Here is a 15,345-nt window from a genome sequence, read left to right on the forward strand (position 1 = left end):
ATGATCGAGGATGGACCTTCAACAAAGTCACAAGTCTGCAGACCAATCGTGCCTAGTATGTTCACTTAAGTTAATGATTGGTTCCGTAGGTATAATACGCCCCGTTTCGCTAATAAAGATCGCGCGGTTCATCGAAATCCGGACCGATGACGGTGGATTAGCCAGCTCTTCATACCGTGTGGATATCTTGCGTTAGTGGACGATACGTTTCATCTCTCAGAGATATCCCATGTACCAAGTGCGGCGAGCGATTTTTACCGGTCTAATGACCGCCTTCCTCACGACGAGTCCGCTTCGTGTCAGTGCTGACGAGTTCGGGGTCAGCTCCGATGCTATCCTGTTCGGTCAAGCGGCTGTGCTTGAGGGGCCTTCATCGGCGCTGGGTCAAGGCATGCGGCAAGGTATCCGAGCCGCATTCACGGAGATAAACGCTAAGGGCGGGGTGCACGGCCGCAAGCTCAAGCTCATCAGTCGCGATGATGGTTATGACCCCGACCGGTCGATCGCTGAGACCATAAAGCTGATTGACGATGACAGGGTGTTTGCTTTGATTGGCGCGGTTGGTACGCCAACCGCAACCGTAACAGTTCCAATTGCAGCCTCCAGGAATGTGCCGTTCATCGGTCCGTTCACTGGAGCGGACTTTCTGCGGGCAACGGAGCTACATAACGTCGTCAATATTCGTGCGAGCTACGGCGCTGAAGCCGAGGCCTGGATCAAGCATCTGACCGAAGATCTTCATTTTACAAGAATAGCGATATTCTATCAGGACGATTCCTTCGGGCGCGATGGCTTGGCCGGCGTGAAGCGCGCTCTCGAACGCCGCGGCCTGGAGCTAACTGCTGAAGGCACGTTCGAGCGCAACACGAAAGCTGTCAGTTCTGCGCTGCGCACTCTTAAGCGCGCCGAGCCGGAAGCGGTTGTGATGGTCGGAACCTACAAACCGTGCGCGGAATTTATCAAGCTTTCGCACAAGAGCGGCTTTAGTCCGACTTTCGTCAACGTATCCTTCGTCGGTGCTGATGCCTTGGCGAAAGAACTCGGTGCGGATGGCGCAGGGGTTGTCGTTTCTCAGGTGGTGCCGTTTCCCTGGGACGCCTCAGTGAAAGTCGTGGCCGATTACCAAGCTGCGCAAAAATTGCTCGATAGCTCTCTAGAGCCAGGGTTTGTTTCGCTCGAGGGATATCTCTCCGGCCGTCTCGTGGCTGCCGCGCTCGAAATGTCTGGACCGAATCCGACGCGGGCAGATCTGTTGCGACTTATCAATGACGGCAGATTTGACATTAGTGGAAACATCATGACGTTCGGTACCGCGGCTTACAATATCCCCGCTCGAATCTTTCTAACCGTTATCCAGCCCGACGGCAGCTTCAAGGCGGTGGAAAGGCTGTAAGATTCGCCAGGAATTGTTCAGAATCCTTCGGCCGATCGATCCCCTCAATATCATGTCTTGAGTTGCCGCCGAGTCAGAGAGAGATGGTCCAGGAAATCTACGCAGGGCGATATCGGCCAGCATGGGATCAGCGTGTATGCGAATTGGCCGGCTTGGCGAATGCCCTGCGTGTCAACGGTTTCGAGGACGAAGAGATCGTGCGCGGGATGCAGGAGCATTTTCGACTGGGACGTCTCTTCCCGCCGAGGATCCTCAATACGACGAAATCTTCGAAAGCTACCAACAATCGATTGATGTCCTCAGCGACCACCCGGCAAGATCGATATTCGGGCTCCAGGACAAAGCTTCTGCGATCCGAAATCTGAAAGACGACGACGAGGCGGTCGCTGCGATCGCAAGGTCGCTGGCCAGCGACATCATGAAGGGAGCCCTTCACACATACGAGCCGAAGACGACGTAGACCGCTGAGTCAGCGCCCGTCGGCTACGGCCGGCGGGTCGACCGCCACTCTTAAAGACGATGATGGCTGCGAGCCACGGGAAGTCTTTTGAGCGAAGCGGGGCTTCCGGTGCTGGAATCCCGAATACATTGCGGGCGGCGTGCACAGCCGCCAACCCCACCCCGCGCCAAGATAAAGTAGGCCCGCCAAGAGTTGAGGCTCTATGCTGCCCAACATCTCCTTCGCAAGCGGGGCGGCGGCTCCAAAAAGGAAAGCGGATGCGAGCGCCATCGGGACGCCGGGCCAAAGGGGAGATGGCGTGTGTCCTGACATTTTACCCTAACTCCGCCTGTCAAAGATTTTTTGCTGGTGAACGGATGCAGCACCCTATTCAGTTAAAATGGGATGGACGACTATTGCCAGTGCCACTATTCGTTGATCTCCTCTTACCGTCCACTCGGATAACTTGTTCGAGGCTCCGCCCATGACCTTCAGCTGGGCTGATATGGCCGACGTTCGTCATTCTCACATCCCGCGTTACCCCTCAAGCGAGACACACGCACGTAATCCACCTTCAGCGCGATTTGAAATCGTGAGTTGTCCCCGATGCGCCTGTATCGTCGACAGGGCGATCGCCAAGCCCAAGCCGATCCCGCCCGTCTCGCGGCTTCTCGAGCTTTCGACGCGGTAGAACGGCTGGAAGACCCGCTCCAGTTCAGCTTCCGGAATTCCCGGCCCGTCATCGTCGATAGTGATCTCGACCAAGTGGTTTGCTGAGGAGATTGTCGTTCTCGCCCGCTTGCCATACTTCACGGCATTGTCGATTAGGTTGATGAGCGCGCGCTTCAGCGCGGCCGGCTGGCAGTCGCAGATGATGGGCTGCGCCGGCTCCATGACCACAGGAAGCCCGAGGTCGGCCATGTCATCGACCACCGAGGCGAGAAGTGCCGTCACATCGGTTCGACGACGCGGCTCCGCAATCGACTCGTCGCGGGCGTATTCCAGCGTTGCGGCGATCATGGCATCCATCTCGGCTATCGTCGCCAGCATCCTATCACGCTCGGGCACATCCTCGACCGTTTCCGTGCGCAACCGCAGCAGCGTCAGTGGCGTGCGTAGATCGTGGGATATTGCAGCCAGTATCCGTGTGCGATTCTCCACAAGCGCACGCAGGCGCGCCTGCATGTTATTGAAGGCCCGTGACGCCTGCTGCATCTCCACCGTGCCCGCCTCGGGCATCGGCAGCGCATTCAGATCATTGCCGAGTTTCTCGGCTGCGGCCGACAGCGAGGCGAGTGGCGCCGTGACACGCCTGACGACCCATACGGAGACGGCGAGAAGCATGATGGCCATAAGCGCCATCGATAGAAGAAACTGCCTCGAAACGGCCGGTCCGCCCTGGGGTAGCGCAGTGGTGAACGAGAGCCATTGCCCGTCCGTCAGCGGAACCGCGACCTGCAGATCGCGAAATCCGCCAAAGGGACCGAAGCTGCCAAAGCCGTGCATCATCGGCCCGCGCCCCATCATCGGGCGCAAGCCTCCGAAAGCGGACATCGGACCGCCCGGGGATGCAGACACAAGCGGCCGCTGTGCGCCGCCGATAGACAGTTGATCGGCGAGAAATCCGGCAATGGCGTCGGCAACGTCTGCATTACCATCGGCTGATGTCATTGCTGGAGCCTGTGCCGACAATGCAACGCGAAACGTCGGGTCACTGAGCGCCGTAACGATCCGAGGGCGCGCCTCGGGTGGCGTGTCCTGAACGAGCCGGACGAGGTTCGCCATGCGCTGCGCTGCAGCAAACCCGCCAACCGCGCGCACCGCCTGTTCGCGGTCCAGCGAATAGATCCACGATCCTGCTGCATGTGAGATAACCAGGCCAACAAGAAGTGCAAGCAACGTCTGTCCGAAGAGACTGGCGGGAAATACTCGGGTCATTCCTGCTTCACCGCTGGTGCAAACATATAACCGCCTCCCCAGACCGTCTTGACGATTTTGGGATCGGCCGGGTCACGTTCGAGCTTCTTGCGCAGCCGGCTGACCTGAGTATCGATACTGCGATCGATCGCATTGGCGGAGCGCCCGCGCGCCAGATCGAGAAGCTGATCGCGGTTCAGCACGTGCTGCGGGCGCTCCACCAAGGCGATCAACAGATCGTATTCTCCAGTGGAGAGCGGCACCGTGATCCCATCGTCGTTCAGCAGCTCTCTTGTGCTGACGTCCAATTGCCAGCGATCGAACCGATAGCGTTTGGGACGGGAAGCGATGTCCAGCTCATTTAACTTGCTCCGGCTGCGTCTCAACACGGCCCGGATGCGTGCGACCAGCTCCCGGCTGCCGAACGGCTTTGGCAAATAGTCGTCAGCGCCCATCTCCAGCCCGATGACCCTGTCCACCTCCTCTCCCTTTGCGGTCAGCATGATGATCGGGATATTGGACCCCGCACGCAGGTTACGGCAGAGCGATAGGCCGTCCTCACCCGGCAGCATCAGATCGAGGAGGATCAGGTCGATGCGACCATTGGCGAGAACCTTGTGCATGGCCCGGCCATCGGCGGCAACGCTGACCCGGAATCCCTCTTTGGCCAGCGCGCGCGAAACGAGGTCGCGGATCTCACGATGGTCATCAACAACAAGGATGTGTGCCCCGTTTTGCATCATCGGACTATAGACGACGTCTTCGAAGCCGCTTCACGGAAATTGTCACCAATTGCCGCAACCGCTGCGACTGGCACACTTTGTCACACATTTCCGCACTGCTGTAATACTTGGGTGGAATGCGCGGCCCTTCATGCCTTCGAGCAACGGGCATTTCTGTTGCCAGACATTGGGAGACCGTCATGAAGACGAAGGCATTGTTGATCGGTGGTATTGCTGCTGTCACGCTATTTGCTGGCGGATGGGCTTTGGCACAGGCAGCGGGTCCCGGCAGCTTCGGCCCGCCGTTCATGGGAGGCATGGGCCCCGGAGGTATGGGCCATGGGGGCATGGGATCTGGCGGCACGGGACATGGCATGATGATGCAGCACATGGGGCCCGGCATGCACGAGGGCAAGGGAGCGAGCATGATGGGTGGAGCAGCCGGCTCTGCCCTCGCTAACCCTGCGCAAATCGAGACTCTCAAGAAGGATCTCAATATCACTGCGGCACAAGAGCCGGCTTGGGCGAAGTATGCCAAGACGGCCCAGGATGCGGCGGCAACCATGAAGGCCAACAGGGAGGGCATCGATCACAGTGCGATCGCCAAGCTCAGCCAGCAGGACCGCATCGCCTTCATGACCGCGATGCGGGAGCAACGCGTAGCCCAGTTCGAACAGGTCCAGGCTGCGGCGAAAGAACTCCTGTCAACCCTCGATGACAAGCAGAAAGTCAAGGCGCAGGAGACGCTGCCCGGACTCGCGTTCGGTCCCGGCACCATGCGCAGCGCAGGTATGGGCATGGGCATGGGACGCATGCACGACCGGCATTAGCGGAGCGATGGCTGCTGCGGCCAGAAGAGGAGAGCAGCGCCTCTCCTCTTCTCCCATGCGAATGCCATTCACCGTCCGGGGCAGTTTAGCACCACTAGGCGCTAACGGATTATTCTGATTCTCGTCGCCGGATCACGCCTCCGAGTTTTGTCACTGCAGCCACGGTATTTGAAATCGTGCCGTATTTGCGGACATTGGTGTGAAGGAGTTCAAGACGCTGATCGCTTTCATCGGTATCCACGATCAGTTCGTAGTCGACCGAAATCATCTTCGGCGGACTGTCCTGCCTGACCCCGTGAAGCTTCACCTCCACGCCCCTCAGATTGAACCGGAGCATCGGCGTCACCCGCTCGATGCCCTTGATCATGCAAGCGGCGATCGCGGCCAGGAACAACTCCGCCGGGTTGAATGCATCAGGCCGGCCGCCAATGTCCGTGTCGAGGACGATTTCGGCATCTTTCGTGGATGCAATGCTGCCGTGGGAATCGATCCGCCTGGCGCTAACGCGATATTCGAGCATCGGCGCCATGTCAGACAGCAAGCCAGCGTGCGACGGCATCGGCTTTCGGCAAACCGCCCGCATGCACGACTTTTCCGTCGATGACGACGCCGGGCGTCGAGACGATGCCGTAGCCGGCAATGGCGGCGTAGTCCGTCACCTTTTCAATGGTGACGGGAACGCCGAGCCTGTCGGCCTCTTTCTGGACCATCTCCGCGGTCGCAACGCAGCGGGCACAGCCCGAACCCAGAACCTTCACATCCCTCACCTGAAATCCCTCGCTCATGGAAACAGAAAATTGAACAGGAAACCGACCGCGAGGATTCCCATTCCGACAACGCCGATGAAGACCGCAATCAGCCGGGTCGTCAGTACCTTGCGCAGGATGATCATTTCCGGCAGCGACAGCGCAATGACCGACATCATGAAGGCGAGCACCGTGCCGAGTGCGGCGCCCTTTGCGAGCAGCGCCGTGACCACCGGGATGATACCGGCGGCGTTGGAATACATCGGGATGCCGATCAGCACGACAGCAGGCACCGACCACCAGGCGTCCCTTCCCATGATCGAGGCCAGCAAATCCGCCGGCACATATCCATGGATGAACGCACCGGCGGCGATGCCCGCGATGATCCAGGGCCAGACCTTGCCGACGATTTCATGGATCGCATCGATCCCCGCCTTGATGCGGTCGACGATGGCAACGTTTTCGGGCGGGAGGTCCACCGTACTCGATCTAATATTGCGGACCCACTCCTGGAGCCAGGTTTCCAGATGCAACCGCCCGATGACCCAGCCGGAGACGATGGCAACGGAAAGACCGAATACGAGATAGGTGAGCGCTACTTTCCAGCCTACCAGCCCAAACAGCAGGCCGAGCGCCACCTCGTTCACCATGGGCGCCGAAATGAGGAACGAGAACGTCACACCGAGCGGCACACCCGCGCTGACAAAGCCGATAAACATCGGGACCGCCGAACAGGAGCAGAATGGCGTCACGATGCCGAGGCCGGCCGCCAGCACGTTGCCGACGCCTTCGCGCTTTCCGGCCAGCAGCGCCCTCGTCTTCTCCGGCGAGAAGAAGCTGCGCACGAAGCCCATGGCGAACACCACCAGCGTAAGCAGCATCAAGACCTTCGGAGTGTCGTAAACGAAGAAGCCGATGGCCTCGCCCAGATGGCTGCTCCGATCGACGGCAAGTGACGCCACCACCCAGTCGGAGAACGGCACCAGTTGGTTGTAGACAAGTCCCCAACTCAGGAGCGCAAGTACCGTCACGCCAATCCATATCACGGCGGACGGACTTCGGCCGGGCACATGGTTGTCGATTGTATGAATGCTCATGCCGCATCCCCACTGAGTGCCGGACGGACACCACGGCCGCTACCCAGGGAGCAGACACGCTGTCTCGGACTGCTATGAGCAAAGCTTCACATTTTCGCGTGCTGCGGCGGCGCAGCCACATCTTAAATTGTAAGTACCTCGCTCTGGTGCCGGCGCATTGAGCAGGATCAAGAAAATCAGCCCGCAAACGCCTTCCGTGTCTCACCTGACTGTGAAACAAACGTGCAGTCCTGCTGTCCTTCCTCGCAGGCGCCGCCGATCTCTACGCTGTCGGAGGTTTCTAACATGTTCTGGCACGCAGGGAACCTCCAGGCGATGAGAAGTCCGGCCCCGATCATCATCTCGGCTGTGCGAAATCAATTTTGAACCCGGCTGCGGCGCCAGTGTGCGAGAATTGGCGGCGAAGGCGGCGATATCATCTTCCGCATAGTGTCCGGCAATGGTCCGCATGACCGGGTTGTCGCGATGGCTTTGATTGTAGGAATTCATCACGGCAACGAACTGATCCTCGGGCCAGCCGATGATCTGCGGCACGCCGCCGGAGACATGCCCGGAGACATGGTGGCCGGTCACGCATTCCACCTACAGATGCGGGCCCAGCTTGCCGTCTGCTGCTAACGAGATCGACGCATGCCGTTGCGCCAGCAACCCGGCCATAAGAACCGCCGGGTGCGGCGATCGACCCATCAGTCCACTTTCGGGCCGGCTTTGCTGTCCGGCGTCACGTCGACCGACATGGCCCGTCCAGTCAATTTCGGCGCAGCGCGACAGTCCTTCATGCACGGCTCCTTTTTCCAGAATGATCTCTCCGCGGTATCTCGATCGTCCTCGTAGAAGGCCGCGGCATTCGGCATCTTGATCGATGAGAAAGTGTTCCGGTTGAGCTCGAAATTCTCGTCCTTGATAATGTCATTCATGTTGAGGACATAGGCGGTCAAGGCGTTGATGCAGATCAAGGCCGCCTCGTTCCTGCCGGACAACACTTGCATACATTTGAATATTTAGGAGACTGCACATGCCGTCACTTTTTGACAAAGCGTGGTCGCCATACGTCGCAGGCATCGTGATTGGTCTGCTGCAGATCCCGGCCTTTCTGATGATCGAGACGGCACTGGGGGCGTCGTCATCCTACGTCACGGTTGGCGACGCGATCGCAAGCTGGTTCGATCCGTCATTGCTCAAGATCGACTACGTCAGCCGGCATCTGGCGATCAATCCCAAGAACCTCTGGCAGGTGGCGCTGGTCATCGGCGTTGCGATTGGCGCGTTCGTCTCGATGAAAATTTCCGGCGCGCGGCGACAGCCCATCTCTCCAATCTGGGCACGCGCGCTCGGCTCTTCATCATGTACATTGCGCTATGCCGTCGCGTTCGGCGCGGGATTTCTGATGCTGTTCGGCGCGCGCATCGCCGATGGCTGCACCAGCGGCCACGGCCTGTCCGGCATGGCGCAGCACTCAGTCGGCTCTACCGTCGCGGTTGCCGCCATGTTCGCCGGCGGCATCGTCACGGCTTCGCTCCTGCTTCGTCGAGATCTGACTTGGGAGATCAATCATGTCCAGTTCTGTCGGTTTTGCCATCCTCACCGGCGTCGCCATGGGAATCGTATTCGGTTTTGCGCTGGAGAAATCGCGCGTGTTCGAACCCGGCATGATCGTCGGCCAGATGCAGTTGCGCAACTTCATCATGCTCAAGGTCTTTCTGACGGCGGTGGCCACCGGGGCGGTCGTTCTCGCGGTGCTCAATGGCTTGGGCTACGTCAAACTGCAGCCGAAGGCGACCCTTTATGCGGCTGACGTCGTAGGCGGGCTGTTGCTGGGGGCCGGCATCGCGCTTGCGGGTGCCTGCCCTGGAACGACGCTAGCCCAGATCGGCGTCGGGTACCGCGACGCCATCTTCACACTCGTGGGAGGACTGTCCGGAGCCGTGGCATTTTCCTACGCACAGCCCTGGCTCGACAAAGCCCTGATCGGCACTGGCCCGAAACTGATCTTCACCGACATGGTCGGCATTCCCTATTGGCAGGGGGCCATCGGCTTGGCCCTCGTGATCGTCGTCGTTCTGGCGCTAATGGAACGGGTCAGGTCTTGGCGCAAGGATCTCGGTTCAGACGCCGATGGTGATGCCGCGCATATTTACCACCCGACTAAGCAGCGTGTGGCGCCTGCCGAATGAGATGCCATCCCTTCTGTGAATCAATACCAGGCCGCATGCCCGGCGCGACCTGGCCCTTGGGATAAGCGAAGGGCTCTCGCGGTCAGGTTCGGGGATAAGTCTGGCCACCGCAGGTCAAACGCCAAATCGGAACCGGTCCGATCTCTCGCTAGCAGGGATCCGCTTTCCTCGCCCGACCAGTCGGCACTTTCACACCGGTCGCAGTTTTGCTCGGTTTCTGCGCTAGTTCGACGTAGTCGGAAGCAACCTTGCGCCCCGACCAGAGCGAAGGGAGACCGGGCGAATGAAACCACATTCCGTTATTTGTCCGATGATCGTGCTGGCCACCCTGAACGTGGCGGCAGCCGAGTCTCTCGAGCAACGATTTGGACCCGACAGGGAGAGAGGCCATCGCGCCGAGCGGGAGTTCGAGGGAAAGCGCGATGGCTTCAGGAATCGCGATCGCGCCAACTTCCTTGGAGTTGAGCGGCAACCCGATCCTGAAGAGTTCGCCCCTCACCACGATCTGCATCACTCTCCACCGATTGGATTGCAAAAGTAGATTGGCATCGTCGCTACGAACGAAGGGCGGCCTAGAAGATTGCACGCGTCACTGCGAGATTGCGAGTTTGTTTCGGTCGGATCAGCGATCAACGACATAGGGACAGGTGCTCATGCGGGGCGTGCGGGGCGGCCCCACCGCTCGTGTCATCCGGCATCCGCGTCACCGATCGCCCGTTATGAAACCAACCGGCGGTCAATCTTTCGCGCAATCCAGAACGACAGTGGCATCGCAACCACGAACCCGCCCAGCACCACCATTGGAATAAGCTTCATAGCCTGGTCTGCGAGAGTTCCGATGCTGAGGACGGTCAGCAAACCGCACCCCGCCAAGGTAGTACCGAGAACAATCCAGACGACAACGGCAATCTTGATTATAGCAAATCTTCCTTCCGATCCTTGCAGAATCGAGCAAATCCGTTCGCAAGAATATCATACTGCCTGAGACGGAAGTGTCATTGATTTGGGTCAACCGCATTGACCGAAAAAAGCCGCGGCGACGGAAGAATTTTCATCAGGGTCCTGATGAGCTGCTCCACGCGGGAGTCCTTGATGCGGTACCAGCGCTTTTGCTTTTCCCTTCGGCACGAAACGAGACCGGCATCACGCATCCGTCCAAGATGCTGAGACAGAGCCGCTCGGCTCAAACCGGCGGCATCGGCAAGAAGACCGAGGCTGCACTCGCCCTGTTCGATGAGCTTTAACAGAATGAGAAGCCGCCGCCTGTTGCCGACTTCGCGGAGAACAGCGGCGATCTCCTTCGCTTCAAATTCGCTGAACCCTGACGAAATGAACGTCATCGCGAACCCACATCTCAACCAACGGATTTCCCGCCCCTCAGCGCGATGTAGATCGCCGGGATGACGAGAACGGTGAGCAGCGTCGACGACGCCAGCCCGAACAATAGCGAAATCGCCAGCCCCTGGAAGATCGGATCGACGAGAATCGTCGCTGCGCCGATCATCGCCGCCAGGGCGGTGAGAAGGATAGGCTTGAAGCGGACCGCGCCCGCTTCCAGCACGACCTCGCGCAACGGCCTGCCATCTCCGCCGCTGTGGCGAATGAAATCGACAAGTAGAATCGAATTGCGGACGATGATGCCGGCCAGCGCGATGAACCCGATCATCGAAGTCGCAGTGAACGCTGCCCCAAGAAGCCAGTGACCGATGAGAATTCCGATCAATGTCAGAGGGATCGGCGTGAGAATCACTAGCGGCAACCGGAAGCTGCGGAATTGCGCCACCACCAGCACGTAGATTCCCAGGATGGCGGCCCCGAAGGCAGCGCCCATGTCCCGGAAAGTCACGTAAGTGATTTCCCATTCGCCGTCCCACAGGATGGAGGGCCGCGACTCGTCCGCCGGCTGTCCATGTAGGCTGATCACCGGCTTTGGTAGCGCGCCCCAGTCATGAGCGTCGACGCGGCTGGCAACCTCGAGCATACCGTAGAGCGGCGCCTCGAAGCGGCCTGCCAGTTCGGCCATCACCATGTCGGCAAATCGTCCGTCGCGGCGGAAGATGGTCGGTGATCCCTCCTCCGTGGTCGCTTTCACGACCTGGCCGAGTTCAACGACCGTCTTGCTTCCCGGCAATGTGTTGGCGGGCACCGGCGTTGAAGCCAGCGCCTCGGTCCACGCCAAGTCGCGCTTCGGCAGCCGCACGGCGATCTCGATCGGATTGCGGTCTTCGCCACGGTGCGAATAGCCCACCGATACGCCGCCGAACAGAGTCTGGATGGTGTCGTAGACGTCACGCTGCTCGACCCCGAAAAATTCAAGCCGATCCTGGTCAATGGACAGCCGCAGCCGCGGTCGCTTCTCGCCGATCAGATCGTCGATATCGACAATGAACGGCACCTCGGCGAAGATCTTCTTCATTTCGGCCGTGACGGCCCGGCGCGTCGCCGAATCCGGCCCGTAGATTTCGGCCAGAAGAGTTGCAAGCACGGGCGGTCCCGGCGGCACCTCGACCACCTTGACGCTGGTACCTGCCGGCGCGTTGACCGCCTTCAGGCGCTGACGCAGATCCAGCGCGATGTCGTGGCTCGCCCGCTTGCGGTCGGAGCGCGCCGCGAGGTTGACCTGCAATTCGCCGAGTTCGGGCCGCTCCCGTAGGTAATAGTGGCGAACGAGGCCGTTGAAATTGAACGGCGCCGGCGTGCCGGCATAGGATTGTACCGAGGTGATTTCGGGTAGAGCGCGCGCGATGAGGCCCGCTGCAAACAGCGTCCGCTCGGTATCCTCAAGGCTGGCGCCTTCCGGCAGATCGACCACGACCGCGATCTCGGACTTGTTGTCGAACGGCAGTAACTTGACCGTCACGGATTTTGTCGCAAACAGCGTCATCGACAACAAGGTGGCAATGCCGACGCCGATCAGGAAGATCCAGGAGTTGCGCTTGCTGCGGACGATCGGAGCAGCGATGCGCCGGTAGATCCTCCCCAGCGCGCCTTCGTCATGCGCGACGTGCGCCGCAACCGCGGCATCGCCCTTCGGCGCCAGCCGCAGCATCAGCCACGGCGCTACGACCATGGCGACGAAGAACGAGAACAGCATCGCCGCGGAGGCATTGGCCGGGATCGGCGCCATGTACGGGCCCATCAGCCCCGACACGAACAGCATGGGCAACAGGGCGGCAACGACCGTCAGGGTCGCCACGACCGTCGGGTTACCGACCTCCGCCACAGCCTCGATCGTTGCCTGCAGACGCGGGCGCCCGTCGCGCATAGCCCAATGGCGGGCAATGTTCTCGACCACCACGATGGCATCGTCGACGAGAATACCGATCGAGAAGATCAAGGCAAACAGGCTGACGCGATTGATCGTGTAGCCCATCAGATTGGCGGCAAACAGCGTCAGCAGGATTGTCGTCGGAATCACCACGAGGGTGACCAGCGCCTCGCGCCAGCCGATCGCGATGGCGATCAGAATGACGATCGAGATCGTCGCCAGCCCGAGGTGAAACAGGAGTTCGTTCGCCTTTTCGTTGGCGGTCTCGCCATAGTCGCGGGTCACTGTGACCTGGACGTCATCGGGGATCAGGCGAGACTTCAGCCCCTCCAGTCGCTGCGCAATGGCCTCGGAAACAACCACCGCATTGGCGCCTGCCCGCTTGGCAAGCGCCAGACTCACGGCGGGCACACGCTGCCAGCTGCCCTTGTTATCGCGCGCATCGTTCCAGACGCGGTGCTCAGCCGCATTCGGCCCGATCACCACCGCGGCGACGTCCTTGACGTAGACCGGACGTCCGTCGCGTGTCGAGATCAGCAGCAAGCCGATATCGGGAATGCCGGCCAGAGTCTGGCCAGCCGACACGGTGCGCACGATCCCGGCATCCCGGACCTGTCCCGCCATGAACGAGCGGTTGGCGTCCTTTACCTTGGCAACGAGTTGCTGGAGTGTCACCCCGAACAGCGACAGTTTTTCCGGATCCGGCTCGACCCTGATCTGCTGGGCGCCGCCGCCGGCGATGTAGGTCAGGCCGATGCTGTCGACCTTCATCAGTTCGGAGCGAAGCTTGTCGGCGAGTTCGTAGAGATCCTTGTCCGACCAGCGGTCGGCAGCCTCGGGCTTCGGTGAAAGCGTGAGGACGGTCACAGCGACATCGTTGATGCCGCGACCGACGATCAGGGGCTCCGGAATACCGACGGGGATCTTGTCGAGATTGGCGCGGATCTTGTCGTGCACGCGAAGGATCGCGTCTTCCGACTTTGTACCGACCAGAAAACGCGCAGTGACCAGGACACGGTCGTCTTCGGTCTGGCTGTAGACATGCTCCACGCCATCGATGCCCTTGACGATCGCCTCGAGCGGCTTTGTGACCAGTTCGACGGCATCCGGTCCATGCAGGCCGTCGGCATTGACCCGAATATCGACCATCGGGACGCTGATCTGGGGCTCTTCCTCGCGCGGAATGACCACGACGGCCATAACGCCGACGATCAGTGCGGCGAGCAGAAACAGCGGCGTAAGCGGCGAATTGATCGTCGCCCTTGTTAGTCGCCCGGACAGGCCAAGATTCACGGTTGCACCAGTACATCGCCGGCGCGAATGCCGGACAGGATTTCAAGGCCGTTCGAAAAATCGGACGTCGGCAGATCGCGGCCGCGCTGCACAGGCGCGCTGATGGGGCGGTCCGCCTGCCGCACCAGGACATAGTCGATGCCGAAGCGCGTCGTGACATAGGTGGACGGAATTACGAAGGCCGTCCGCTCGCCCCCGCAATCCACACCCGCAATCGGTCGCCGACAAAATACTCACCGAGACCATCTACCGTCGCGTCAGCGACCACGCGTCCGTCCTCGATCTGGGGGTAGACAAGTTCGATCGTACCCGACTTCGGCGCATGGTCGCCGAACTCGGCTCCGTCAACACGGATTTTGTCACCGGCCTTCAGACCACGTGCGTGGCGCTCGGGAACGCGTAAACGCAACTTGAAATTCTGTTGCGCGATCATGGCCACCGCGTCGCCGGGCAGGACCACCGAGCCCACGGCGACCTGCTTCTTCAAGACGCGGCCGTCGGCGGGGGCCAGGACCTGCCCTTCGTTGAATTGCTGCTGGACGACGGCCCGCTCTGCCGTTCGCGCACGCAGGCCGTTTTCGGCGACGTTGAGAGCCGTCCTCGCCTCATCCAGCTTGACACGTGGAAGCGTACCGCGCTCCACGAGGCCTTCGGTTCGCGAATAGTCGGTCTGCGCCTGGGTTGACTGCGCCTGCAGCGCGTCGATCTGCGCATCGAGCGACTTCATCTGCAGCGCCAGCTTTTCATCGCCAATTACCGCGATCACCTGACCACGCGTTACCGGATCGCCCTCCCGCACATTGAGCTGAACAATCGTGCCGCCAATTCGCCCGCGCGCTGGAACGACGCTCACACTCTCGACAGTAGCGAAGACAGCCTTCTCATCGGAGACAGCGCGAGTGGCTACCGTGAGCGTCTCCGCGCCCGCGATCGGGACACCGAGGATCGTCGCGGCCACAGCCGCAGTCCTTATCAACAGCCACATTGGGATACTCGCAATCCTGTATAAATGCTTTAAAGGACGGTGCATCTGCAGATGCACGGTTGCAGGCTTGGAAACGCAGTCATTGACCTGCCTCAACACACGACGGCCTACGTCTGCGTAGACTTTCGATGCTGCGGCTTTGCTTTTAGCGCCTTTTGCGACGGGCAATATGCGCGATACAGCGTCGTTAGAATCTCGCGCGCGGGATCGCTCGCGATGGAATAGTGGATCGACTGAGCATCGCGCCGAGCCGAAACCAGCCCATCCTTGCGAAGGAGCGCGAGGTGCTGGGACACAGTCGAATCGCGGAGGCCGAGGAACCCGGCAAGGTCTCCGACCGAGCGCTCGCCATCGATCAGCTGACAAATGATCAGCAGCCGGTGTCGATTGCCCAAGGCCTTGAGGAGGTCGACCGCGCCATCCGCGGCAGCTTCCATCAATTCGATTTCCATATTCATGGTTGCGTATATACGATGTTTCG

Annotated in this window: 14 protein-coding genes and 2 pseudogenes; 5 read left to right on the forward strand and 11 right to left on the reverse strand. The window is 60.3% G+C overall.

Annotated elements, in window-relative coordinates; translation table 11 throughout:
* Positions 1-265 precede the first annotated feature (265 nt).
* Positions 266-1,393, forward strand: coding sequence for an ABC transporter substrate-binding protein (locus tag ONR75_RS17920; protein ID WP_265083710.1), 1,128 nt, complete (start codon positions 266-268; stop codon positions 1,391-1,393).
* Between the two features lie 976 nt (positions 1,394-2,369).
* On the opposite strand, the gene ONR75_RS17925 is transcribed toward ONR75_RS17920, so the two are convergent.
* Together ONR75_RS17925 and ONR75_RS17930 are read right to left on the reverse strand one after the other, a co-directional pair.
* Positions 2,370-3,770 (reverse strand): ATP-binding protein, encoded by a 1,401-nt coding sequence (locus ONR75_RS17925; protein WP_265078456.1) that lies wholly within the window; start codon positions 3,768-3,770, stop codon positions 2,370-2,372.
* Positions 3,767-4,492, reverse strand: a complete 726-nt coding sequence (locus tag ONR75_RS17930) for a response regulator (RefSeq protein WP_320109627.1) — start codon at positions 4,490-4,492, stop codon at positions 3,767-3,769. Before ONR75_RS17930 ends, ONR75_RS17925 begins: the two co-directional genes overlap by 4 nt.
* Before the next feature lie 179 nt (positions 4,493-4,671).
* On the opposite strand from ONR75_RS17930, the gene ONR75_RS17935 reads away from it, so the two are divergent.
* Entirely contained in the window at positions 4,672-5,301 is a 630-nt protein-coding gene (locus tag ONR75_RS17935) for a Spy/CpxP family protein refolding chaperone (protein ID WP_265078457.1), read from the forward strand.
* A 109-nt stretch (positions 5,302-5,410) separates the two neighbouring features.
* On the opposite strand, the gene ONR75_RS17940 is transcribed toward ONR75_RS17935, so the two are convergent.
* The 5 genes and pseudogenes from ONR75_RS17940 to ONR75_RS17960 all read right to left on the reverse strand — a co-directional run.
* The gene (locus ONR75_RS17940) at positions 5,411-5,821 is read right to left on the reverse strand and encodes an OsmC family protein (protein WP_265083712.1); all 411 of its coding nucleotides are present in this window, start codon (positions 5,819-5,821) and stop codon (positions 5,411-5,413) included.
* A gap of 10 nt (positions 5,822-5,831) precedes the next feature.
* A complete protein-coding gene (locus ONR75_RS17945; RefSeq protein WP_265078458.1) occupies positions 5,832-6,068 on the reverse strand; it encodes a thioredoxin family protein in 237 nt (78 codons plus the stop codon).
* Positions 6,069-6,082: 14 nt separating this feature from the next.
* On the reverse strand, positions 6,083-7,144 hold the full coding sequence (locus ONR75_RS17950; RefSeq protein WP_265078459.1) for a permease: 1,062 nt from the start codon (positions 7,142-7,144) through the stop codon (positions 6,083-6,085).
* A gap of 201 nt (positions 7,145-7,345) precedes the next feature.
* Complete coding sequence (locus ONR75_RS17955; RefSeq protein WP_265078460.1) at positions 7,346-7,717, reverse strand: c-type cytochrome; 372 nt, start codon at positions 7,715-7,717, stop codon at positions 7,346-7,348.
* A gap of 113 nt (positions 7,718-7,830) precedes the next feature.
* Positions 7,831-8,091 (reverse strand): annotated as a pseudogene (locus tag ONR75_RS17960) (cytochrome c); the annotation flags it as partial.
* 68 nt (positions 8,092-8,159) lie between these two features.
* Here ONR75_RS17960 and ONR75_RS17965 point away from each other — a divergent pair.
* From ONR75_RS17965 to ONR75_RS17975, 3 genes are all read left to right on the forward strand, one after another.
* Positions 8,160-8,939: a YeeE/YedE family protein gene (locus ONR75_RS17965; RefSeq protein ID WP_265078461.1), complete on the forward strand. Its 780-nt coding sequence runs from the start codon at positions 8,160-8,162 to the stop codon at positions 8,937-8,939.
* Complete coding sequence (locus tag ONR75_RS17970; protein ID WP_265078462.1) at positions 8,830-9,318, forward strand: YeeE/YedE family protein; 489 nt, start codon at positions 8,830-8,832, stop codon at positions 9,316-9,318. Before ONR75_RS17965 ends, ONR75_RS17970 begins: the two co-directional genes overlap by 110 nt.
* Positions 9,319-9,601: 283 nt before the next feature.
* Complete coding sequence (locus ONR75_RS17975; RefSeq protein ID WP_265078463.1) at positions 9,602-9,859, forward strand: hypothetical protein; 258 nt, start codon at positions 9,602-9,604, stop codon at positions 9,857-9,859.
* Between the two features lie 454 nt (positions 9,860-10,313).
* Here ONR75_RS17975 and ONR75_RS17985 read toward each other — a convergent pair whose 3' ends face one another.
* From ONR75_RS17985 to ONR75_RS18000, 4 genes and pseudogenes are all read right to left on the reverse strand, one after another.
* Entirely contained in the window at positions 10,314-10,658 is a 345-nt protein-coding gene (locus tag ONR75_RS17985; protein WP_265078464.1) for an ArsR/SmtB family transcription factor, read from the reverse strand.
* A gap of 14 nt (positions 10,659-10,672) precedes the next feature.
* Positions 10,673-13,879, reverse strand: coding sequence for an efflux RND transporter permease subunit (locus ONR75_RS17990; protein WP_265078465.1), 3,207 nt, complete (start codon positions 13,877-13,879; stop codon positions 10,673-10,675).
* Positions 13,876-14,864 (reverse strand): annotated as a pseudogene (locus ONR75_RS17995) (efflux RND transporter periplasmic adaptor subunit). Before ONR75_RS17995 ends, ONR75_RS17990 begins: the two are co-directional and overlap by 4 nt.
* A gap of 107 nt (positions 14,865-14,971) precedes the next feature.
* Positions 14,972-15,301 (reverse strand): ArsR/SmtB family transcription factor, encoded by a 330-nt coding sequence (locus ONR75_RS18000; protein WP_265083714.1) that lies wholly within the window; start codon positions 15,299-15,301, stop codon positions 14,972-14,974.
* Positions 15,302-15,345: the final 44 nt, after the last annotated feature.

The organism is Rhodopseudomonas sp. P2A-2r, assembly GCF_026015985.1.
Lineage (GTDB): Bacteria > Pseudomonadota > Alphaproteobacteria > Rhizobiales > Xanthobacteraceae > Tardiphaga.

Bases quoted from the DNA above. Each gene is read 5' to 3' on its own strand.
- ONR75_RS17920 (WP_265083710.1), top strand. From the start codon at position 266: ATGACCGCCTTCCTCACGACGAGTCCGCTTCGTGTCAGTGCTGACGAG.
- ONR75_RS17925 (WP_265078456.1), bottom strand. From the start codon at position 3,770: ATGACCCGAGTATTTCCCGCCAGTCTCTTCGGACAGACGTTGCTTGCA.
- ONR75_RS17930 (WP_320109627.1), bottom strand. From the start codon at position 4,492: ATGATGCAAAACGGGGCACACATCCTTGTTGTTGATGACCATCGTGAG.
- ONR75_RS17935 (WP_265078457.1), top strand. From the start codon at position 4,672: ATGAAGACGAAGGCATTGTTGATCGGTGGTATTGCTGCTGTCACGCTA.
- ONR75_RS17940 (WP_265083712.1), bottom strand. From the start codon at position 5,821: ATGCTCGAATATCGCGTTAGCGCCAGGCGGATCGATTCCCACGGCAGC.
- ONR75_RS17950 (WP_265078459.1), bottom strand. From the start codon at position 7,144: ATGAGCATTCATACAATCGACAACCATGTGCCCGGCCGAAGTCCGTCC.
- ONR75_RS17965 (WP_265078461.1), top strand. From the start codon at position 8,160: ATGCCGTCACTTTTTGACAAAGCGTGGTCGCCATACGTCGCAGGCATC.
- ONR75_RS17970 (WP_265078462.1), top strand. From the start codon at position 8,830: ATGCTCAAGGTCTTTCTGACGGCGGTGGCCACCGGGGCGGTCGTTCTC.
- ONR75_RS17975 (WP_265078463.1), top strand. From the start codon at position 9,602: ATGAAACCACATTCCGTTATTTGTCCGATGATCGTGCTGGCCACCCTG.
- ONR75_RS17985 (WP_265078464.1), bottom strand. From the start codon at position 10,658: ATGACGTTCATTTCGTCAGGGTTCAGCGAATTTGAAGCGAAGGAGATC.
- ONR75_RS18000 (WP_265083714.1), bottom strand. From the start codon at position 15,301: ATGGAAGCTGCCGCGGATGGCGCGGTCGACCTCCTCAAGGCCTTGGGC.